The organism is bacterium (genome assembly GCA_037143175.1).
GTDB lineage: Bacteria > Verrucomicrobiota > Kiritimatiellia > CAIKKV01 > CAITUY01 > JAABPW01.
This window is the reverse complement of record JBAWZF010000008.1, coordinates 1-22840: the sequence shown is the minus strand read 5'-3', so window position 1 is coordinate 22840 and position 22840 is coordinate 1. Positions and strand designations below refer to the sequence as shown.

General features: G+C 54.0%; 21 protein-coding genes. 18 read left to right on the top strand and 3 right to left on the bottom strand.

All coding sequences use genetic code 11. From position 1 onward, the window contains the following. The 9 genes from WCI03_04765 to coaE all read left to right on the top strand — a co-directional run bounded on the left by WCI03_04765 (position 1) and on the right by coaE (position 8036). Positions 1-525 (top strand): OmpA family protein, encoded by a 525-nt coding sequence (locus tag WCI03_04765; protein MEI8139162.1) that lies wholly within the window; start codon positions 1-3, stop codon positions 523-525. 83 nt (positions 526-608) lie between these two features. Further along, positions 609-845 (top strand): twin-arginine translocase TatA/TatE family subunit, encoded by a 237-nt coding sequence (locus WCI03_04760; GenBank protein MEI8139161.1) that lies wholly within the window; start codon positions 609-611, stop codon positions 843-845. A 3-nt stretch (positions 846-848) separates the two neighbouring features. Next, complete coding sequence (tatC, locus tag WCI03_04755; protein MEI8139160.1) at positions 849-1580, top strand: twin-arginine translocase subunit TatC; 732 nt, start codon at positions 849-851, stop codon at positions 1578-1580. Between the two features lie 64 nt (positions 1581-1644). Next, positions 1645-1956, top strand: a complete 312-nt coding sequence (locus WCI03_04750) for a hypothetical protein (protein ID MEI8139159.1) — start codon at positions 1645-1647, stop codon at positions 1954-1956. 184 nt (positions 1957-2140) lie between these two features. Further along, on the top strand, positions 2141-3451 hold the full coding sequence (locus tag WCI03_04745) for a S41 family peptidase (GenBank protein ID MEI8139158.1): 1311 nt from the start codon (positions 2141-2143) through the stop codon (positions 3449-3451). Then, positions 3441-4505 (top strand): tRNA (adenosine(37)-N6)-threonylcarbamoyltransferase complex transferase subunit TsaD, encoded by a 1065-nt coding sequence (tsaD, locus tag WCI03_04740; protein ID MEI8139157.1) that lies wholly within the window; start codon positions 3441-3443, stop codon positions 4503-4505. Before WCI03_04745 ends, tsaD begins: the two co-directional genes overlap by 11 nt. Positions 4506-4507: 2 nt before the next feature. After that, positions 4508-6364 (top strand): family 10 glycosylhydrolase, encoded by a 1857-nt coding sequence (locus WCI03_04735; protein MEI8139156.1) that lies wholly within the window; start codon positions 4508-4510, stop codon positions 6362-6364. Beyond that, positions 6357-7337, top strand: a complete 981-nt coding sequence (locus WCI03_04730) for a polysaccharide deacetylase family protein (GenBank protein MEI8139155.1) — start codon at positions 6357-6359, stop codon at positions 7335-7337. The genes WCI03_04735 and WCI03_04730 overlap by 8 nt, the downstream gene beginning before the upstream one ends. A 108-nt stretch (positions 7338-7445) precedes the next feature. After that, positions 7446-8036 (top strand): dephospho-CoA kinase, encoded by a 591-nt coding sequence (gene coaE, locus WCI03_04725; protein MEI8139154.1) that lies wholly within the window; start codon positions 7446-7448, stop codon positions 8034-8036. A 38-nt stretch (positions 8037-8074) separates the two neighbouring features. Here the strand turns inward: coaE and WCI03_04720 are convergent, their stop codons facing one another. After that, a complete protein-coding gene (locus WCI03_04720; GenBank protein ID MEI8139153.1) occupies positions 8075-8365 on the bottom strand; it encodes a hypothetical protein in 291 nt (96 codons plus the stop codon). Here WCI03_04720 and rho point away from each other — a divergent pair. The 4 genes from rho to clpX are packed head-to-tail and all read left to right on the top strand — an operon-like array spanning position 8321 to position 12896. Continuing rightward, on the top strand, positions 8321-9631 hold the full coding sequence (gene rho, locus WCI03_04715; protein ID MEI8139152.1) for a transcription termination factor Rho: 1311 nt from the start codon (positions 8321-8323) through the stop codon (positions 9629-9631). The genes WCI03_04720 and rho overlap by 45 nt on opposite strands. A 19-nt stretch (positions 9632-9650) precedes the next feature. Beyond that, a complete protein-coding gene (gene tig / locus WCI03_04710) occupies positions 9651-10967 on the top strand; it encodes a trigger factor (GenBank protein MEI8139151.1) in 1317 nt (438 codons plus the stop codon). Positions 10968-10975: 8 nt separating this feature from the next. Beyond that, positions 10976-11596, top strand: coding sequence for an ATP-dependent Clp endopeptidase proteolytic subunit ClpP (gene clpP, locus WCI03_04705; protein MEI8139150.1), 621 nt, complete (start codon positions 10976-10978; stop codon positions 11594-11596). A 7-nt stretch (positions 11597-11603) separates the two neighbouring features. Then, the gene (clpX, locus tag WCI03_04700) at positions 11604-12896 is read left to right on the top strand and encodes an ATP-dependent Clp protease ATP-binding subunit ClpX (GenBank protein ID MEI8139149.1); all 1293 of its coding nucleotides are present in this window, start codon (positions 11604-11606) and stop codon (positions 12894-12896) included. Positions 12897-13155: 259 nt separating this feature from the next. Here clpX and WCI03_04695 read toward each other — a convergent pair whose 3' ends face one another. Next, the gene (locus WCI03_04695) at positions 13156-15837 is read right to left on the bottom strand and encodes an AMP-binding protein (GenBank protein ID MEI8139148.1); all 2682 of its coding nucleotides are present in this window, start codon (positions 15835-15837) and stop codon (positions 13156-13158) included. A 28-nt stretch (positions 15838-15865) separates the two neighbouring features. Then, the gene (locus tag WCI03_04690; protein MEI8139147.1) at positions 15866-16603 is read right to left on the bottom strand and encodes a class I SAM-dependent methyltransferase; all 738 of its coding nucleotides are present in this window, start codon (positions 16601-16603) and stop codon (positions 15866-15868) included. Positions 16604-16712: 109 nt separating this feature from the next. On the opposite strand from WCI03_04690, the gene amrS reads away from it, so the two are divergent. From amrS to WCI03_04665, 5 genes are all read left to right on the top strand, one after another. After that, complete coding sequence (gene amrS / locus WCI03_04685; GenBank protein ID MEI8139146.1) at positions 16713-17723, top strand: AmmeMemoRadiSam system radical SAM enzyme; 1011 nt, start codon at positions 16713-16715, stop codon at positions 17721-17723. 121 nt (positions 17724-17844) lie between these two features. Then, on the top strand, positions 17845-18504 hold the full coding sequence (locus tag WCI03_04680) for a GDSL-type esterase/lipase family protein (GenBank protein MEI8139145.1): 660 nt from the start codon (positions 17845-17847) through the stop codon (positions 18502-18504). Further along, positions 18494-21502: an insulinase family protein gene (locus tag WCI03_04675; protein ID MEI8139144.1), complete on the top strand. Its 3009-nt coding sequence runs from the start codon at positions 18494-18496 to the stop codon at positions 21500-21502. The genes WCI03_04680 and WCI03_04675 overlap by 11 nt, the downstream gene beginning before the upstream one ends. A 354-nt stretch (positions 21503-21856) precedes the next feature. Next, complete coding sequence (gene efp / locus WCI03_04670) at positions 21857-22426, top strand: elongation factor P (GenBank protein MEI8139143.1); 570 nt, start codon at positions 21857-21859, stop codon at positions 22424-22426. Between the two features lie 14 nt (positions 22427-22440). Then, positions 22441-22840: amino acid--tRNA ligase-related protein (locus WCI03_04665; GenBank protein MEI8139142.1), on the top strand; the 400-nt coding region annotated here is incomplete at its 3' end.

Genomic DNA, 22840 nt, shown 5'->3' with positions numbered 1-22840 from the left:
ATGAATACACGTTTCGCAGTTTCGATGATTCTCGTGAGCGCCATGGCCGTTTCAATGACCGGTTGCAAAGGATTGTTTGGCAAGAAAAAGGGAGCCAATGACGGCGTCTCTGACGTTACCCTCACCGATCCAAGCCTTTTGGATGGACAAAATGGTAACCGTATCGGAAGCGGCTCCGGCCAGATTATCGACGCCCAGCTCTCTGCGGTTCAATTTGCTTTTGACAGCGCACTGGTGGACGAAACCGAGCGCGCCAAGGCGGAAGCCGCTGCCAGTTATTTGAAGGCCAACGCGGGCACATTTGTGACTTTGGAAGGTAATTGCGATGAACAGGGCAGCGCTGAATACAACATGTCGCTCGGCGAACGCCGTGCTCAAGCCGTACGCACTTACCTGATGAATCTGGGCATCGACAGCACCCGCATCCAGACCAAAAGTTTCGGCAAGGAAAAACCGAAAGATCCCGGTCACGACGAAAAAGCCTGGTCGGTCAACCGCCGCGTTGAGTTCGTTGTGATGAAATAAGCACACGCTCATACGTTACAAAAAGCCCCGGCCCAAAACCGGGGCTTTTTTATTGGCTGAAATCATGGTAGTTGTATTTGATTATGAATTTCAGCCAGCCCATCTTAGCCTTCTTCGGGGACATCGGCGCGGGGGAGGTGCTCGTTATTCTTGCCGCTATCCTGATTCTATTCGGCGGCAAGGGGCTCCCACCCATTGCACGCAAACTGGGTAAAATCATGCAGGATCTGCAAAAGGGTGCTCAAGAATTTAAAAAACAACTTTTGAGCGCTGATCACGAACCTCCACAAAAGCCACCTGATTCCGATAAAGGTAATTAGTCCATGGAAGAGTCATCCAAGCCCTTCCTCCACCACCTTGAAGATTTGCGTCGGGCGCTAATCTGGAGTGCCGTGTCCGTATTTCTCGGGATGGGGGCAGCCTGTGCGTTTGCCCCACAGTTCTTCAAAATCCTCAAGCGACCGTTAATCGGCGTAGTGCCAGACCCCGACACTTTTCTCCAACCGCTCGACGTCACCGGGGGACTCTCTGTCGCCATGCAAACCATCATCTGGGGCGGCCTGCTGTTCAGTGCGCCAGCGATTCTTTTTTCTATCTGCTGGTTTGTCTTTCCAGGACTCACCTCGCGGGAACGACGGGCACTATTGGGCGGGCTCCTCTTCGCTACGTTCCTCTTCATCGGGGGGGTTACCCTGTGTTATTTCTTTGCCCTTGGCCCGGCACTGGCCATGATGCTGTGGGTCAATGAATGGCTGGGTATTCACGCACAATATTTCTCCGTCACGAGTTACATCGGGTTCGTGCTTAAACTCATGCTGAGTTTCGGCATCACATTTGAATTACCCGTGATCCTCCTGGTTCTGGGCCAATTAGGGGTGCTCAATTCCCGGCAACTGCGAGATAAGCGCCGTTACGCCATTATCATCATTCTGATTGTTGCCGCCATCATCACCCCCTCGCAGGATCCCTTCAGTCAATTGATTCTTGCCAGCCCGCTCATTGCCCTTTACGAACTCTGCATCTGGCTGATCTGGTTCCGTGAAGAAAGAGCTTGAGCAGAAGCGGGCTAAGGCCTAGCATGCTTCAAACGGGTTGAAAATTTTAGATTAACGGTGCGCTATGACAACAGTCCGAACAATCAAACTGAAAAGAAGCTCACAAGCCTACGGGGATTCCGCCGGTTCGAATAATCTTTCATCACCGATGGCACCAGAGAGCGAACAGCCTCAGGAAGTTGCCACCCCTACAGCCCCTGCCCCCGCAAGTGATCCAGCTCCCGAACATGAAGAAGCAGCACCCAAAACGGCTCAGGGAAAGTCCACGGTCGTGTTCATGCTGATCGCCCTCTTCGCAGTCATAGGACTCCTGGTCATTCTGGGTCTGCAAAACTCCGAAATATCTTTCTACCAGGCGGTCCCTTCGGTCTGGTAATCCGGACATAACGGGCCGCCCTATCCACACGGCTCACGCGAGGTTCGCCATCCAAAGTTCCATCGACTTGCTAGATCTATCTTTATGAATGGCGAACCTTGGCGAGCCATGATTTGGCGCCACATCTTTGGGCTTGAGCCTGGCTTCATGTAATTTCATAATGATACCTTTTAGGGGATTTCCAATGAAACAACATTTTGTAATCATCATGATCGTTCTGGCCCTGGGCTTGATGACGGGCTGCCGGAGCCTGCCCGCACGCCCGCCTCAGTTGACTCCCGCCAGGGATACCAATTCCGTGCTGACCATCGACAACTCCGAAGATGAGGCCTACCGTCAAATCCGAATCCTCACCAAGACCATGTTGCTCGTCCGGCAAAATTACGTTGATGAGTCAAAAGTGAGCTATTCCAACCTCGTTTCCTGCGCCCTGAAAGGAATGCTTCAATCACTCGATCCTTTCAGCCAGTACATGGATCCGGTTGCCTATAAGGAACTGCAGGAGGAAACCCAGGGGAAATTCGGAGGAATAGGCATTCAAATCAGCATCAAGGATAATACCTTGACGGTGATCAGCCCCATCGACGATACCCCTGCCTCCCGGGCCGGCATTCTCTCCGGGGATAAAATTGTTGAAATCAACAGCAACAAAACCGACGCCCTGGATATGCGCGACGCCATCGCCCGTCTGCGAGGCACCCCGGGTACCCCGGTTTCCATCAGAATCCTGCGCGGCGGGGAGTTCAAGGATTACACCCTGACCCGCGAAGAAATCAAAATCGCCAGCGTTAAGGGAGCCCGGATGCTGGATGAGAACATCGGCTACATTCGTATTACTGAATTCAGTAATCCCACCGCACCTGCCCTCCGGAAAGCGGTGGAGGAGCTCCTGGCTAAAAACATGAAGGCGCTGGTACTCGATCAGCGGAATAATCCTGGCGGATTGCTTTCCTCTTCGATCGAGGTCAGCGAAATGTTCCTCCCCAAAGGCGCGGTCATCGTCTCCACGCGGGGTCGGGGCGCCTCGTCGCAACAAGCGCCCGCCAAAGCTGGTGGCCCGGTGCATTTCACCCGCTTTCCCATGGTCATTCTGGTCAACAGCGGTTCAGCCAGTGCTGCTGAAATTGTTTCGGGTGCCTTGCACGACAATAAACGCGCCGTACTTGTGGGCGAAACCACCTTTGGCAAAGGTTCGGTTCAAAATATTGTTCAGATTGAAGATGGCGCAGCAGCACGCATTACCACGGCTCATTATTATACCCCCAGCGGACGCTGCATTCATGAAAAAGGCATTGAACCGGATATCTCTGTTCCCGTGCCCCCCGAAGAGTGGCAGCTGGTACAGTTGAAACGACTGACACTGGAGACCCCTAACCTGATGGATCCGAAAAATAAGCCAGCTGATCTCGACAAAACAACAGATCGGCAATTGGATCGTGCCGTTGATCTGCTCAAGGGCCTCTTGATATTCAAGGATCTGAAAAGTGAAATCTAATATGAACATCCTCGGCATCGAGACCTCTTGCGACGAAACATCAGCCGCGGTCGTTCGCGACGGACATACCGTCCTTTCAAATATCGTTTTTACCCAGATCGCCCATCACCGTCCCTATGGCGGAGTGGTGCCGGAAATCGCTTCCCGCATGCATGTCGAACATTTGCCGGAAGTGATCAACGAGGCCCTCCAGTCCTCGGGCCTTTCCTGGGCCGACATCGATGGCATCGCCGTCACCAATGGCCCCGGATTGGCCAGTTCCCTGCTCGTCGGGCTCGCCGGCGCCAAAGGACTTGCCCTCCGGCTCAATAAGCCCTTGCTCAGTATCAACCACTTGGAAGCCCACATTTACTCCATCTTTCTTGATAATCCGGAACTGACACCGGACTCGCTCTGTCCGTTTCTCGCTCTGATTGTTTCCGGGGGACATACCTGCTTCATTCAGGTTAACCGCATCGGCGAATACCGCCAATTGGGACGCACCGTAGATGACGCCGCAGGTGAAGCCTTCGACAAAGGCGCGAACCTTCTGGGGTTGGGCTATCCCGGCGGTCCCGCCATCGATAAAACCGCGCGGAATGGAAGCAAGGAGTTTGTCACCTTTCCCCGCGGCTTTGTCAGCAAGATCCCTTCTCGTATGCCGAACCTCCTCCCAAAATATTGCGTCAGCTTCAGCGGCCTGAAAACGTCCCTGCTCTACCACATTAAGAACCATCCCCTGGGGAGCGGACCTGATGCAGACGTCAACAATCTGGCCGCCAGTTATCAGGAAGCCATTGTGGACACCCTGGTCAAACGCGCCACCTATGCGGCAGACACCGCCAAGGTTATGGCCGTCGTCGGCGGCGTTTCCCTCAATTCAAGACTACGCGAAAAGTTTGCGGCCATGGCCGAGAAAAAGCGACTGCGCCTGATCCTGGCGAAACCCCGTTATTGTACGGATAACGCCGCCATGGTGGCAGGACTTGCTTTTCATAAAATGGCAACCCGCCTGCCGCTTGACCAGGCCATGGCCCTCGACGTTGATCCGAACCTGGGAATCGGCACAAATTGAGTATGAAATATCGATTTATCCCCAATTCATGGAAAATCACCCCCTTGCTTTTCTTCTGCCTGACAGGGATCTGTGCCGCAGGTTGGTTTGACTGGGAGGCCCAAAAAATTATTGTGGTGCAAGGAACTTCCTCCCTATCGGACTCCACAGAAAAAACTCAAGCCATCCGACTTGCGAAACAAATCGACACTTGGCTAGCAGATGTCGGCGCACCTCATAAACTGTTAACCGATAACGACATTTCTCCTTGGCGTCTTTGGAGAACACGTGTCGTTATACTCCCCTACAACCTGCATCCCACACCCCTTGAACTCAAGACCTTTCAAGGCGTAATCCGCTCAGGCGGCATTCTGATCGTCTGTTACGGCATGGACGAAGGCCTCGCCGCATTGATGGAGGTGAAGCTGGAGGGGTACCGTCCGGCTAAGTCTATAAATCAATGGGCATCCTTTGAATTCGACCGTACGACAATGCCTGGTCTTCCTGCAAAAGTATTTCAATCGTCACAGCATCTTGTCCCGGCTCTCCCCAACTCCGGAACGGCACATGTGATCGCCTACTGGCAGGACGCCAAGGGAACCCGTACCCCTGAAACCGCTTGGATCAGAAGCAAGGCCGGTTTCTGGATGAGCCATATTCTTCAACCGGGTGACGACGAGAACAAACGCCAGATGTTGCTGGCAATGCTGGCTACCGTCATCCCTGACATCTGGGGGCAGGCGGCAGAACACCGCCTCTCCCCACGCCGCCCTTTTGGTGAATATGACAGCCTGAAAACGGCCTGCCGTGTACTCGCACAAAGCCAACCGTCCAGCTCAATCATCTCAACAGACTGGAAAAGCTACACTACGGCACAGGCCTGGCTGGCAGATCTCACAAGACGCTATGCTCAACGGAGTCTTACCAACGCCTTTTCTCTACGGGGGGTCTGGCTTGATGAAGGGGCCTGCCCGACCGCTGACTCCTGGCCTGCCATCGAAGCAAACCTTCTGCGACTGAATCTCAATACCGTCTTTTTCCATGTTGGCAATCCGCTCACCCTGCGGCGTTCCGCGCAGCAACTGCCCGTACCCGTCATCGCTGCAAGACTACGGAATAAATCGACACGACCTGCGCTTCACGCCTGGTTCAGCTGCATGAATCTCGAAGGGGCCACAGCGGAACAACTTAAACCCCTGCGGGAACAAGATCGCCTGCAAGTTTCTGATAGTGGGGAAACGTTAAACTGGCTCTGCCCGTCACACCCGGAAAACCAGGCCTTGCTGGCCAAGACAGCCACCACCCTGGCCGAGGATAAACTATTCTCAGGCATTCATTTGGACTATATCCGGTATCTAAACAGCCACTCCTGTTATTGTCCGGGTTGCCGCCAGCGCTTTGAACAGGCGCTAGGCCACCCGGTTCTCCGTTGGCCTGAAGCCACTCAATCCGGCACGTTTGCCCAGGCCTATCAGACCTGGAGGGCCGACCAGATTTCAGCCTGTGTTAACGCCATGAGTAAGGCCATCCATGCGGTCGATCCTGACATACAAGTCTCGGCCGCCGTATACGGGGCAACTCCCGCCTGTTTTGCTTCCGTGGGGCAAGACTGGCCTGACTGGCTCCGGAGGGATTCCATTAATTTCGTCTGCCCGATGAATTACACCTCAAATCTACAAGCTTTTCAGGCACTTCTAGATGCCCAAAAGGCCCTCCCTCAAGCACACCGCATCTATCCAGGCATCGGACTCTCCTCCTCCCAGTCCCAACTTTCACCCGATCAGACGACCGCTCAACTCATTCGGATCCAAAATGCCGGCTTTTCCGGTTTTGTGTTGTTTGAGTACAATCGTTCAATGACAGCAGGATTCAATGAGTAGAGCCACCACATCATTTATTCTTTTATGTGTCCTCTTTTTTGCCGGAGTTGCCCAAGGCGCTAACAAACAAGGCGGGCTGGTACTTCAGTTTGACGATGGCTGGTCGAGTTGGGCCACCGTCATCGCCCCGGAGATGAAAAAAGCCGGAGGGGTCGCGACCTGCTTTGTTAATAATCAAAACTTGCGCAGCGGACGCATCACCACTGAAGACCTCCTCTCCCTTCAAAACACCTACGATTGGGAGATTGGCACCCACACCTGGCATCACCTGAACGCCCCAGCCTATGTTCGAAAGAATGGACTGGATCGCTGGATGAACGAGGAACTCACCAAATCGATCAGTGAACTCCGGGCGCTGGGGCTGAATATCCAATCCCTGGTATTTCCCTTCAATGCGTTCGATAAAAAATTGGCAGAAGCCGTATCCCCGCTGATTGAAACCTATCGCCGCTCCGAACGGCTCTCGCTGGCCAGTGGCTTAAGCGCCAATCAATCCATCCCTGGCACGGCCATCGACATGGCCCATTATGTGCCGCCAGATTTGCTCAAACAATGGATCGATATGGCCGCCGAACGGAATCTGATCCTTTTTCTCTACGGGCACCGTATTCTGCCAGACAGTAGTTTTGTCACCGGCACCGTAGTTTCCGTCACCAGCACCACACTTACCGCTGTCGCGGAGGTCACGCTCCCCAAAGGCACCGATTTGGTGCTGGCCCCCGACATCAGTCGCCGAGCCAGTGTTGACTACTTCAACATCTGCAAAGTAACGGGTAAAATCATTGAGGTGGACCGGGCGGATTTAACAACCAACACGCGACCAGGCGCCCAATTCCTGATAGGTGAAGCCTACAGCACCCGCCTTTCGGATTTTCAAATCCTGATGGAATATGCTGCCTCCAAAGTGAATTTTTACACAATTCATGACATCGCCACCGGAAAACATCTCAAGGGGCCCCCTAACAGCCCATAACTATTTTATTGACGTTACCCCCCGTAATATCATAGAACACCAACACTTTTCTGAATCTTAACCGATTCCCTTTGTTGCGGCACAACCTACTCCACATCTTCCCTCTCTATGATCAAGATTGCATTAACCGGCGGAATCGCGTGTGGGAAAAGTTTGACCGGAGAGATGATGCAGGCACAGGGGATACCCGTGTGTGATACGGACGAAATAGGCCATGCAGTGCTGGAGCAGGATACAGCCATCGGAGCGGCTTTGATTAAGGAATTCGGAACTGAAATTGTTGGATCGGATGGTCATATTGACCGGCAAAAACTTGGACGAAAAGTTTTTACTGACCCTGTAAAACGGGCCCAAATTAATAATTTGACGCATCCTGTGATCCTGAAGCGACTGGATGAATGGATGGCCACCCAGGCGGCAGCTTCAGATCGTGCGGTCGCCATCATTCCATTGCTATACGAAATCGATGCGCAGGCGGCGTGGGATGTTGTTATTTGTGTAGGGGCACCGGAGGCAGACCAACTCCGGAGACTTACAGAACGGGGGCTTTCATTGGAGGACGCCCGGGCCAGAATCGGGGCACAAATGAGTCAGGCCGAGAAACTCGAGCGCGCCGATTATGTTATTTATAATTGCGGAAGTAAGTCATTGTTGGAAAAGCAGGTAAATCAGGTATTGCGGGGAATCCGCGGAGAGTAATTATGGACGATAGACAACCGAATTTAGGCAGACCAGACTCAGGTAGACCAGATCCAGGAAGACCGGATCGTCGCCGGGGAGGCGGCGGACATCGCAGTCGTGGTGGACGGCCCCAACATAGACGGCCCCCGAATCCGGACATGATGATTGATCGGCCGCCACAACACCTGCCCCCTCCGCAGAACAATGGCCCAATGGCCCCTCAAGAGCAAGCGTCCCTGCCCCTCACAACGGGTGAATATCAGCCAACCATAGCCCCCCAGCCATCGATGGATGGACATTCCATGCCGGATACGGGCGCCGGGCATCCCCCATCGGCTCCCCGCCAACAAGGAACTCCTCAATCCCTGAATCTTTCAGATCTTCAATTGCGGCCAGTCCCCGAGCTGCACCTCATGGCAGAAACTTACGGGCTCATTGATTTGGGCGCCCTGAGAAAGCATGAATTGATCTTTGAGATCATGAAGGCCAACGGCCGCCTGAATGGGACCCTGCACGGGAAAGGCGTACTGGAAATCCTGCCCGATGGCTTCGGATTCCTCCGCTCACCGTATTACAATTACCTGCCCTGCCCCGAAGATATCTATGTTTCTCCCTCCCAAATCCGCCGCTTCGCCCTGCGAACCGGCGATCTGGTAGCAGGCGAAATCCGGGCGCCAAAAGACAAAGAACGTTTTTTTGCCCTGGTCAAGGTGGACACGATCAATCTCGGTGAACCCGAAAAGTCAAAGGGCAAGGTTCCTTTCGAGAATCTGACCCCGCTTTTCCCGGATCGCCGGTTCATTCTGGAACGGGAACCCAGCGAAGTCTCCATGCGCGTCATGGATCTCTTTACCCCCATCGGCATGGGTCAGCGCGGCCTGATCGTCGCACCGCCCCGAACCGGTAAAACGGTGCTTCTCCAGAAAATTGCCAACAGTATCTCGACCAATCATCCCGAGGCTTACCTGATCATCCTGCTCATCGACGAGCGCCCCGAGGAGGTCACGGACATGGAGCGTACCACCAAGGCGCACGTGCTCAGTTCGACCTTCGATGAGCCGCCAGAGCGGCATGTCCAAGTCGCCGAAATGGTGATCGAGATGGCCAAGCGTATGGTGGAATGCGGCAAGGATGTCTGCATCCTGCTCGATAGTATCACGCGTTTAGCGCGTGCCTACAATACGCTACAGCCCCATAGCGGGAAAATCCTCTCGGGTGGTGTGGATGCCAACGCCCTGCACAAACCCAAGCGTTTCTTCGGGGCCGCCCGCAATATTGAGCACGGCGGAAGCCTGACCATTATCGCCACAGCCCTGGTGGATACCGGAAGCCGCATGGACGAGGTGATCTTTGAAGAGTTCAAGGGTACCGGCAACATGGAACTCTGCCTGGATCGAACCCTGGTAGACAAGCGCATCTTCCCGGCTATCAATGTGGAAAAATCGGGTACCCGCAAAGAGGAACTCTTGCTCCATCCCGATGAGCTGAGTAAGATCTGGATTTTGCGTCGTGCTGTCAACGGCCTCCAACCGGTGGAGTCGATGGAATTGATTGTAAATAAATTGAAGAAAACAAAGAGTAATGCCGAATTTCTGATGGCAATGAAAGAATAAGGGAGAATAGAGAATACTTATGAAAGTAATAGTTGAACAAATCGGGCCCTGCCGTAAATCTTTGCGCATTGAAGTCCCGACAGAACAAGTGACAACCGAATATCAGCAAGTCATCAAGTCCATTGCCGCACGAGCCAGGATCCCCGGCTTCCGGCAGGGAAAAGCCCCGGCGGCAATTGTCGAGAAGCAGTTTTCAAAGGACGCCCTTGAAGAAACCCGCGAACGACTGGTTCCCATGGCCTACCAGACAGCACTCAAGCAGGAAAATCTCAACCCTGTCGCCGTAGTGGATGTCAGTGATGTTCAGATTGCCAAACAGCTTCCCCTGACATTTAAGGTCACCGTGGATCTGGTTCCTGATTTCGCCCTCCCCCCCTATAAGGGCATTGCGGTCTCAAGCCTTAAAGTTGAAGTCAAGGAAGAGGACATTGAGCAGGTGCTTACCAGCATCCGCGACCGTAGCGCCCACTTTGAAGTGGTCACTGGCCGGGCGGCTCAGAAGGAAGATGTCGTGGAAATTGACTACAGCGGCACCTGCGACGGAGGAAAGCCTATGAGCGAAGTCGCCCCGGATCGCACCGAATTGGCTCAGGGCAAGGATTTCTGGGTATTGCTTTCGGAAAAAATGCCTGAGTTCTTACCCGGTATTAAAGCCCTGATCGAAGGCATTGAAGTCGGTCAGACTCGCGAGGTCACCATCAACTTCCCTGCCGATTATCGCGCCAAGTCCGTGGCCGGCAAGTCTGCACTCTATACCATCACCGCCAAGGGCATCCGGGAACGGAAATCCCCTGAGCTGACTGATGACTTCGCCAAGACGGTCGGGGCTGATTCTGTCGCCGACTTACGGGTAAAGATTCAAGAGAACCTGCTGGCTACCGCCAAACTGACTGAGGCCAACCGCCAAAAGGACGAAATCGTCAAGTGGGTCATGGAACATACTCCACTCACCGACTTGCCCCAATCGCTGGTTGAGGAAGAGGCCCGCCATATTATCCAGGACGTGGTTCAGGAAAACATGCGCCGCGGCGTTAGCAAAGATGACATTGAGTTGCATCGCGAAGATATCTTCAATCGGGCCGCACAATCGTCCTCAGAACGCGTTAAAGTGAACTACATTCTCACCCGCATCGCGGATGATGAGAAAATCACCGTTTCTGAAGCCGATATGGAAAAACGCTTTAACGAAATGGTTACCCAATACGGACAAAGCCCTGAAAAGCTGAAGGCCGACATGGAAAAACGTGGCGCCATGGAAACGCTCCGCCGGAACCTGCGCCTTGAAAAGGCCGTAGATCTCCTGCATGCGGCAGCCACCATCACCCCGGAAGGCTAAAACTCAACATGCAAACAACTCATCAAATGCTGGTGCCGATGGTCGTCGAACAGACGGGTCGCGGCGAACGGGCTTACGACATCTATTCACGCCTGCTGAAAGATCGCATCATTTTTATTGGAAGTGGCATCGACGATGATTCAGCCAGTCTGATCATCGCCCAAATGCTTTTCCTGCAAAGTGAAGATGCCGAAAAGGATATCAGTCTTTACATCAATTCGCCGGGTGGATCAGTCACTGCAGGAATGGCCATCTACGACACGATGCAGTTCCTGAAGTGTGATGTCGCCACCTATTGCATGGGCCAGGCGGCCAGCATGGGCGCGATTCTGCTGACCGCAGGCGCCAAGGGTAAACGCTTTGCCCTGCCCAATGCCCGCATCATGATCCATCAACCCTGGGGCGGTGCCCAGGGCCAGGCCACCGATATCAGTATTCAGGCAAAGGAAATCCTCCGCCTGAGGGATCGCCTGAATGATATTCTGGCCTTCCATACCGGCAAGTCGCTGGACATTATTGTCAAGGACTCTGACCGGGATTTCTTCATGTCGGCAGAGGAGGCCTGCACTTACGGACTGGTTGACTCGGTTCTGGTCAAAAACGTTAAATCGAGTACAAAGAAAAGCTGAAGTCTGTATGGCTAAATCCAAAAACATTGAACCCGGATGTTCATTCTGCGGTCGCAGCACGCGGGACGTGGGCAATCTGCTTGCCGGCCCCAACGATGTCTTCATCTGCCAGAGTTGCTCAAAACTCAGCCAGGAGATGTTTGACAAAAGCGGCAAGGATGGCAAGCCCGAAGCCGCCACGGCCGCCGCTCCCGCCCCCAAGAAAGAGAAGCTGCTACCACCTTTAAAAATCCCGAAGCCGCACGAGATCTATGATTATCTCAATCAGTATGTCATTGGCCAGGATCACACAAAAAAGGTGTTGTCAGTAGCGGTTCATAATCACTACAAACGCCATCAACAGACCTCTCATGTTGAGGCACAGAAAATCTACAAGGATGTTGAGATTGAAAAAAGCAACATCCTGATGATTGGGCCTACGGGAACTGGAAAAACGTTGCTCGCCCGAACCCTGGCAAAATGTCTCGACGTCCCCTTCAGCATTTCCGACGCCACCACCTTGACCGAGGCGGGTTATGTCGGCGAAGATGTTGAAAATGTCCTTCTGCGCCTGATCCAAGCCGCAGATGGCGACATTGCCCGGGCTGAGCGTGGCATCATCTATATTGACGAAATCGACAAGATCGCCCGTAAAACTGAAAATGTTTCCATTACCCGGGACGTTTCCGGCGAAGGCGTCCAGCAAGCTCTTCTGAAAATTGTCGAAGGCACAATGGCCAGTGTTCCTCCAGGTGGCGGACGAAAACACCCCCAGCAGGAATACCTCAAAATCAATACCGAGCACATCCTCTTCATCTGCGGCGGCGCCTTTGTAGGAATGGATGATATCCTCCGACGTCGTCAGCATAAGCAAACACTTGGCTTCGGGGAACCCGAAAAGAAAAGTGCAGCGGAACAGATCAGCATCCGGATTGAACCGGAAGATCTGATGCGATACGGCTTGATTCCTGAATTTATTGGCCGTCTCCCCATCGTCACCATGCTGAACGCTCTGACGGAGGAGGATCTGGTGCGGGTGTTGGTGGAGCCCAAGAACTCAATGATTCGCCAATATCAGAAGCTGATGGCGATGGAAGACGTCAAGTTGACCTTTGCCGAAGCAGGTCTCAAAGAACTCGCCCGCATCGCTGCCAAAAAAGGAACGGGCGCACGTGGACTCAGGGCAATCCTGGAGCATCTGATGCTGGAGGTCATGTTCGAGGTTCCTAAACGCGGCAACGTCCGTGAGTTCAACGTTACCAAGAATATGGTCGTTTCCCAGCGCGTCTCATTGGATGCAGTAGCGGAATCAGTGGCATAGAGAGAAATAAGAAAACCTGAAATCAGAAGACAGGATCCGATAATCCCGTCTTCTGATTCTTTTTTGTTTTGAGACCGATAATCCCGGCTTTGCCGTATGGCCTCGGACGTACGTAGAGGGCGACTAGGCACATGCCTGCTCCACATCGTGGCCCAGAGGGTGCCCAGGCGTGTGGAGTGTATTAGTCAAAAAAAGGAATGCGTAATCGAAAAACTTTTGCGACATTCTTCGGTTTGTGTCCATCAGGGCCAAAGCATGCTTATAATAGCGATTTCAATGCACGATAATCTGTCTTCCCCGTCCCTAGCACCGGAATCTCGTCGACTTTGCGAATCGTTCGAATGTTATGAATAGGAGAAAGGCCAGCCTCCTTGATCCGATTATTGACGTCTTCCCGGTCTAGATCGCGAATGGTAAAGAGCACCAATTCTGGATTCAGTTCAACCGGCGAGGCTTCCACTGCCAGAATGGGTTTCTCGTCCGCCGGGGTTCCATAGTGACGCACCAGTACCTCTTCAATCGCAGGCAGGGAAACCATTTCACCGCCCAACTTGACGAACCGTTTTAATCGGCCAGAGAAGATCAGCGTTCCGTCCTCCTGCTGCCTTACCAAATCACCCGTGCGGTACCATTGTTTCCCATCAAACTCCACGAAAGGGCTAGGGCCTTCATAATTAAGGTAACCACCAAAAATACTGGCCCCCCGCACCAGCAACAAGCCAGTCGTCCCGCCCTGAGCGAATCGCCCGGTTTCCATATCCTGTATCGCGTAATCCACTGATGGCAGAACTCGGCCTATAGTCCCCGGCTTCGGATCATTCTCGTCATTGGCCGCGACCACCGGCGAGCACTCGGTGATCCCATAACCTTCAATCAGTTTCATGTGAGGCCATCGGCGTTTGACCAGATCATAGGTCTGCTCCGGACATTTCTCAGCACCGGAGATCACGGCGCGCAATGAGCGGAGAACATCCCCCCCCTCACCTCGATCCTCTCCCTTCAGGGGAGAGGAAGCCACCGCCCTCAGAATTCCATTTAGGAAAGTGGGGGTTCCGACCAGCAACGTGATCCGATAGGCCTCAATGAGCCGGACCAGAATCGCTCCTTCGGTGGGATTGGGATGATAGGCCACCGGGATTCCGCTACAAAGCGGGAGGAGCATCGTGCAGGACAATCCAAATGAATGAAATGGCGGAAGAATGCCAATCAGACGGTCGTCCGAACTGAACTGGAAGATCTGACAGAGATCCCGCATGTTGGCCAACAGGTTCGCGTGAGTGAGAGGAACCGCCTTGGGCGTGCTCTCGGATCCGCTAGTAAATAACACCACAGCCGTATCCTGAACCTGAATCGCCGCAAGTTTCGAGCGCCAGCCAAACCTAGCAACCAACCACGCCCGCAGTTTGTCGCCGTTCCCGATCTTTGTCCCCAATTGCTCCAACATTATGAATCGGGATTTCAATTCACCCAGGCTACCGGATTGAGACTCGATTTTCCGAACCAGCCGCCCGGAGGTCAGTACCGCGGTAACGCCCAATAGGTCCAGCGAATGCGTCATATTCCGCACCCCCACCGTCCAATTGACCATCACCGGAACTTTCCCTGAAAAAAGGGTGGCGAGATAAAGCACTCCCGCTCCTGCAGAGGCGGGCAACATAATCCCGACATATTTGCCGGGGATCCGCTCGATCTGGGGTTTCAATGCCAGAATCCCCGTAATGATGTCGCGATAGGTTTTAACGCCACTAATCTGATCCGCCAACACCACCCGATCCGGGCCTAGTGCCGCTTGCGCAAGAAAGACGGAGGCCAGGGTCGTCCCCTCCGGCAAACTCACACCTCTACGTCCCGGCCTCGGGGTGATGGGACTCCCACCCACAGGAAACCAGACTTTGGGCACCGGCTTGAGCTCCACTTTACCATGGGCCGCAACATGACCCCGGGCCGCAAGAAAAAGATCGCCCACCGTCTGAATGGCTGCTGAATCACCCACCGCGAAACCAAACTCCGACTCCACCCATAATCCCAGATCGACAATGGAAAGGCTGTCGAGATTCAAATCCCTCGATAGCGAATCCCCAACCTGGATGGATGCACGCCCAGTCAATTTCTGAAGATGCCCGATCACCAGATCACGGGTGGCCGCAGGGACGTCATCAATATCCGCCTGACTTACCTGACTTGCGGGCTCCGGCATTTCATGGGCGGCGTCCTTTTCCCAGCGGGTATAGGGCACATACCAGGCGGACGGGGGATCCTGATTGTAAACCCCTTCCAGATAGCGGTTGATTACGGCTCGCCCGTCAGTACGAGGAAAGTCAGCCGGTTCTGAAACCTCGATATCCACAGTACGGCGCGGCGAGAAAAAGACTCCATTGGCAAGGAGTGAGCGTAAGGCTTTCTTCATAACTTTCCCCACCGCTGGTGCCATGCCGTAGGCGCGGCTAAACGAACTGCCCCACAGTCCCCGCGTCCGAACCAGGATCACACGAACCTCTGGAAGTCGCTGGAGAATAGTCTCCACAGCACTGGCTCCCGCCAAATCTTCGCTCCGTTGGTGGGCAATGTGACCTGCCGGATAAAGCAGAAGATTGCTCCCGCTCTTCAGTGCTTCAATACATTTCTCAACGCCTTCCGCCACCGCTTTACGACTGGCGTCCCCATACACAGCGGGATCAGGGATCGTAACAACGTTTATCTGCCCGGCAAACCAACGAACTCCAGGCCGGTTCACCTGATCCTGATCCGCCAGAGGCCGCGGCCGGAACTGCGGATAGAGCTGCGTCATGAGAATGACTGGATCAATCAACGCAGGATGATTTGGCAGAAATAGAATACCGGCTTGCCCCCGTGCGGCAACCTCATCAAGCCCCTTCACACGGACACGATAACGAAGCTTGAGGAGCCCTCGAACTAAAGCCAATATGAGTCTGTTGATCATCGATAGTCTTCTCTCTTGTCTTTGGCGGCTAGCCGACAAGCGGCAGCCCTACGCGATCCATCCTGAGAATAACAGGAGAGCCCCAGCGCCGCGTCAGACCGAGCCCACGACAAATGGCCTCCAACCCCGCTGAAAAGCGAGGGCATTTCAGCATCCGGTGCAGTACCATCGGCAGGAAGAATTGCGGGATCCGCCGATCCAGAACAAACCCCTGTTTCGCAAATTCCTCCATAACCTCGGCGTGGCGAAACATCCGCCACTCACGGGTATTGCCTTCAAGCTTCTTCTTGGCCCCGAACAAAGCCGGGGCAATGGCATTCAACCCCTCGCTGGTGGGATAATCTACAATCACAGAGCTACGCGCCACCCGGCAAAGTTCACGGATTAGAACTGGCCAAGCCGCACAATGAGGAAGAAGCCGAAACGACATCACCACGTCAAAGGATCGATCAGGAAAAGGCAGTTCCACCACATTTCCAACCATAAACCCGCACTGCCCCTTTTCCACCAGATCGACTATCCGGTTGCGGCAGGACTCTTCACTCCCCACCACCGTTACCACGTAACCCCGCCGGCATAGCGGCCGTACTAACTGTCCATGTCCACCGCCTACATCAAGAACAGTAACAGCATCTGGAGCCGGAAGCAGGGCTACTGTGATCGCCTCCTGCACCCCTAACATCCACTCCCCCGCTGGCCCGGCAAAGCGCGCCGCATACCCGTCTGAAGAAGTCTCAATGTCCGCCGTCTCGGTTTGCGTTGTCATATTTGGTGAATGTAGCATAACTGCCAAAATTGCCAATTCGATCCAATGAATCATTGACCCCACCCTCACTCCTGACTATACCAATGGTATCAACACGGGAGGGTATACCATGCAAGAAGCCATGTTTTTCACGCGTGAGGATGACACCCATGTGCGTTGTGGCCTATGCCGATTCCATTGCCTGATCAAGGAGGGTGCCAGGGGGAGCTGTGGAGTTCGCGAAAACCGGGGCGGCACACTTTACAGCCTTGTCTACGGCAAAATCTGCGCCGAGCACGTGGACCCCATCGAAAAAAAGCCGCTCTACCATGTCATGCCGGGCAGTGCGACCTACTCCCTTGCCACGCCAGGTTGCAACTTCCGCTGCAAACATTGTCAGAACTATTCCATTTCCCAGGTTCCCCATGACGCCCCCATCAGGGGACTTGCGCGGACGCCAGGAGAAATTGTTGAACAAGCCCGGATAACCCAATGTCGATCCATTTCCTACACCTATACTGAACCCACGGTCTTCTTTGAATTTGCCTACGATACGGCCCGCCTTGCACGCAAAGCCGGACTGAAAAATATCTTCGTGACGAACGGGTATATTTCCAAGGAAGCCTTAACTAAAATTTCACCCTTCCTAGATGCAGCCAATATCGATCTGAAGGGGTTTTCCGAGGAATTCTACAGGGAAATTGTCCACGCCCGACTCTCCAAGGTTCTCGATTGCATCATTGAGTACCGCAAACTGGGGATCTGGATTGAACTTACTACTCTCATTATACCGGGGCTCAATGATGCTGAGGACGATCTAAAAGGTATCGCCTCATTTATCATGACGCATTTAGGTGCCGACACCCCCTGGCATGTATCTCAATTCTTTCCCACCTTCGATCTGCTCGACCGACCGCGAACCCCCGTGGCCACACTTCAAAAGGCCCGAGAGATCGGCCTGGCCGCCGGATTACACTATGTCTATGAAGGGAACGTACCTGGCACAGGCGGCGAAAACACCCGTTGCCCCTCCTGTTCGTCATTATTGATCGAGCGGTATGGTTTTTCCATTATCACGAACAGAATTCACAAAGGCGCCTGCCCCGACTGTAAAACCGCCATTGCGGGTATCGGATTATGACGCGGAGGATTTAGGCGTCTGGATCCTGACTCCTGAATTCTGAATCCTTTCCCTGATTTACTTCTTTTCAGATGCCCTTACTCCGAATACAGTTAGCGCCCAATTCAGGAGAGTAATGAATATGAAATTATTAAAAATGGCTGGGATCGTTTCAAGCGTTTGTCTGTTAACCGCACTCTTGGGGTCGGTAGGTTGCGAGAACGGCGGGGGCGGAGGCGGCGGTGGGGGTGGCGATCTGAGCGATATTGGCGACAACAATGCCAATCTTTATATTGCACTGGGCGATAGCACGACTGACGGTAACAACGGAGGTGGCGCTCCTTATCCTCCTCGCCTGGCATCAATCACGGGGAAATCAGTCAATAACTACGCCCGCCAGAACGAGAATACCGGCGGCGCGGCCGGACGCATTGGCGGACTCCTCTCATCCACCAAGCCCGCCGCCTGCTGCTTTATGCTCGGCGCCGTGGATCTGATCAATAATTACGGTAAGGAAACCGCCATTAACAACCTGCGATCCATCATTCAGCAGTGCAAAGCCAACAAAACCGTACCGGTTATCGCCACGTTAACGCCCATGATCTACAGCCATAGCCGATGGAGCGGTGAAGTGAAAGCTCTTAACAGTTCTATCCGTAGTCTTGCTTCCTCCGAGGGCGCACGCCTGGTTGACCTGGAATCAAAATTCGGCAGCGGCGAGGGGCTCATCCTTGGTGACGGCTTGCACCCGAATGAAGCAGGCAATCAGCTGATGGCCGAGGCCTTTGCCGATGCACTCTGAGATACCAGGGTTCATTGTCCGGAAGACCACTCCCGTGCCCGCCCTGCGTGGCATGGCCATCGAGCTTGAACACGAGGTAAGTGGCGCCCGGATTCTGCACCTGCTCACTGAGGACACCGAAAACCTGTTCTCCATCAGCTTCCCAACCCCACCCCCGGATGACACCGGGGTTCCACATATCCTTGAACATTCCGTCCTGGCCGGGTCTCAAAAGTTTCCTGTTCGCGAACCGTTTTTCGAGATGCTGAAGTCCAGCATGGCCACCTTTATCAACGCCATGACCGGCCCCGACTGCACTTATTACCCCGTCTCCAGCAATGTGGAGCAGGATCTCTTCAACCTCGCCGAGGTCTATTTCGACGCCGTCTTCCATCCCCTGCTTACAGAAGGCACCTTTATGCGGGAAGGCCATCATCTCGCACCCGCTAACCCGGAAGAACCCACCGGGAAGTTGACGGTCAGCGGGATTGTCTACAACGAGATGAAGGGTGTGTTTTCCAGTCCCGAGAGCCTGTTGTTCTACACCTGGCTTCCCAAACTTCTACCCGACACGGCTTATGCAAAAAATTACGCCGGTCATCCGGACGCCATTCCCAATCTGACCTACGACCAGTTTAAACAGTTCTACGCCGCGCATTACCACCCCGCTAACGCCTTTTTCTATTTCTACGGTAATATCCCCACCGCTTCCTATCTGTCGTTTCTGGCTCCCCGCCTTGCCGGAATCACGCGACGCGCTATCGAGCCGATCGCCTCCCGACAGCCGCGTTGGCTAACCCCGGCCAGATTCACCGAAACCTATCCCGCCGCACAAGACGAGCCGCTGGAAGATAAAACCTTTCTCTCACTCACCTGGCTCACCGGAAACGCCCTGGATCCCGAACAGGCCGTCCTGCGACACGTTCTCACCACGGCTCTTTTCGGAAATGAAGCCGCCCCGCTGAAAAAAGCTCTAGTGGACTCCAAACTCGGGCAGGACATTCTTGACTGTGGCGACATGGACCTGGGTCCGGAAACAATCTTTAGCGTGGGAATCAAGGGCAGTAACCCGGATAAGGCCAATGCGTTTGAGCAGCTGGTGCTCTCGTCATTAAAATCCATTGCAACCGATGGCTTGCCACGCGAACTGATCGAAGCGGCTTTCCAGCAAACGGCTTACCATTACCTCGAAATCATGCCCATGTTCCCGCTCCACACCATGAACCATGTGCTCAGCGCCTGGGTGCATGGAGCAGATCCGTTATCCTTTCTGGACATGAGCCGCCATCTCGAGGTCTGCCGCCAACGCTATGAAGCCGATCCTCAAGTCTTCTCCCGACTGATTATGCTGAGCCTGGTTGAAAACACCCACCGACTCACCACGGTTTTGACACCAGACAAGTCATGGCAGAACAGAGTGGACGCCGCATTGGCCGCACGAATGGAGTCAGAACGTAGTCACAGAACCGAGGCGGAGCTTCTTGAAATATCTCAAAAATCTGCGGCCATTGATGCCGATGCCGGCACAGCTAACTCCCCGGAGAAAGTTGCCCTTCTACCTCAACTCAAGGTCAAGGATCTCCCCGCCAAACCGCGCCACATTCCGACTGCCCTAGAAAGACTTCAGACCACAGACCACATACCGCAGACCTCGCCCGGAGGGACTCGGAACTCGGAACTCAAAACTCGGGACTCAGGAGTCCCCGTCCTCCGGAATGATCTTTTTACCAATGGCGTGAACTATCTGCGATTCAGCCTCGATCTGGCCGGGTTGCCTGAAGATCTCTGGTCATTTCTCCCGCATTACTGCGAGGCCATCACCAAACTGGGCGCGGCCGGGATGAATTACGAAACCATGGCCCGGCGCGTATCGGCCTCTACAGGCGGTTTCGCTTGTGCGCCTTCTTTCCAGTCGCACGCCAGCATCACAGGCAAACCAGTGCTGACCATGGGTTTCGCCTGCAAGGCGCTTGATGCGCAGATCGACAAAGCCATGCAGGTGATTCATGACCTCATCTTTGCAGTTGACCCACGTGATCCGAACCGGCTCCGCGATGTGCTGATGCAGACCCGCGCAGGCTATCGCAGTGACGTCATGGAGAATGGACACAGCTACGCCCAATGTCATGCCGGGCGGCATCTGACATCCAATGGATTGCTGGCCGAACAATGCAATGGCATTCCCCAGGCCGCCCTCGCCGCCCGACTTTGCGATCACTTTGAGGCCGAGGTGGAGTCGCTCATGGAGCGCATTGAACGCATCCGCTCCTTCATGCTCTCCCCTGAGCGGTTGGCCATCAGTTTCACGGGATCCGACCACGCCTACAACGCCATGACCTCCGCGTTTGGGCATTGGCTCCCCACCATGAAAGGCACTCCACTTCCCCCGACATCTCACACTTCACCTCTCACATCTCACTCTTCTCACGAGGGCCTTGCCGTTCCCATTCAGGTAGCCCACTGCGCACAGGGAATGTTGGCACCAAAATTAGATGATCCCCGCTCGGCAGCTCTGGTTATTGCCACTCATCTGACGCGCTTTGAATACTTTCTTCCTGAGATACGGCTCAAAGGCAATGCCTATGGCGGGGGCATCTCATACAATCCAGTCGGAGGAACTCTCTTTATGACTTCCTTCCGCGATCCGCATATTACCCGCACCTTGGACATCTTCGCCAAAACTCCGGAATTTGTAAAAACCGCCGTATGGTCCCAGGCCGATATCGACCGTGCCATTATTGGAACTGCTAAAGGTGACGAAAAACCCCTCCGCCCGAGCGAGGTGACTAGCGAGGCTTTATCGCGTCACCTGCAAGGTATAACCCCTGAATTACGGGAAGCCTTCTATGCCGCCCGCTTGGCCGTCAGACCCTCTCTTGCCCGTTCCGCCCTGCTGGAAACCCTGGAGGCTGGATTCAAATCCGCCCCCATTTGCGTCCTCAGCAGTCGCGAGAAGCTGACTGAAGCCAATAAGACGCTGACGGGAAATGCCCTCGAGATTTCGGATGTCGTGCTGTAACCGGGTATTCTCCCTTTCCCCGCCCTACTTAACGCACGTGAATCTCGCGAACAGAAATCCCAGCAGGAGAGTTGTCCGCCTCAATCACGACACGCAAATTTCATCAACCCGCGGAGCACTGCCGCCTGGTCACCAGAAGGGCTTAACGCCAAAGTCATCCCCCTGCTGCTTGCGTCAGGTTGCGGAATTTTGGAAATCAAACGGGGTTCGGACCTCGAAACCGAATACCTTCGGATGCATACAGGCCGATAAACCCCTTGCCTCTTATGACTTTACATTTGACAGAGCACCGTCTGATGCCTATTTTATGCGGCCTATTTCTGAATATAGTAGAGAAACGAAGGGATTGGTTTTATGGCGGATTATACAGCGTCTGATTTTCGTAAAGGGCTTCGCGTCGAATTGGATGGCGTGCCTTATTTGATTTCTGAATTCAACTTCGTGAAACCCGGCAAAGGCGCCGCCATTTACACCTGCCGCCTGAAGAGCCTCATCGACGGCGGCACCTTCGTCCGCGCCTTCCGTTCGAACGATGTACTGAAGAAGCCCGATCTGGAAGAGCGCACCATGCGTTACTCCCATAACGAAACCGATCATTATATCTTCATGGATGAGAACTACGAGCAGTTCACGCTCACCGCCGAGGTCCTGGGAAACAACCGGTTTTTCCTTTACGATGATTGTGAAGTCCGCGTCCTGTATCATAACGGCCGCCCTGTGGACGTCACACTGCCGACGTTCATTGAGAAGGAAATTCTCGATACCGAGCCTGGCGCCCGTGGCAACACGGCCACCAATGTCCTGAAGCCCGCGAAAATCAATGGCGGCTTTGAAATTCAAGTGCCCCTCTTTGTGAATCAGGGCGACACCATCAAAATCGACACTCGCACCGGCGAATACGCCGACCGTGTGTTGAAGAAATAAGGACCGCAGGGATCATGGCATCCCCGTCTCCTTATCATGAGAAAAGTCGGCTGCAATCGCTGCAGCTGGCTTTGTTTTTTCGCAGCCGGGTGTTATCCGCCATCCGTAGATGGTTTGAGGCCGAGGGCTTCATCGAGGTAGAGACCCCGGTTCGCCTCCCGACTCCCGCCATGGAACTTCACATTGATGCTGAACCTGCGGGCGCAGGTTTTCTGCGAACTTCCCCGGAATTGCACATGAAGCGGCTGCTCGCCGCTGGCTATGATAAAATTTACCAAATGGGGCACTGCTTCCGAAAAGGTGAATGGGGACCTTTGCACCATCCTGAGTACACCATGCTTGAATGGTACCGGGCCCATGCCGACTATCTGGATATCCTGCGCGATACCGAAAATCTATTATCGCACGTTTGCC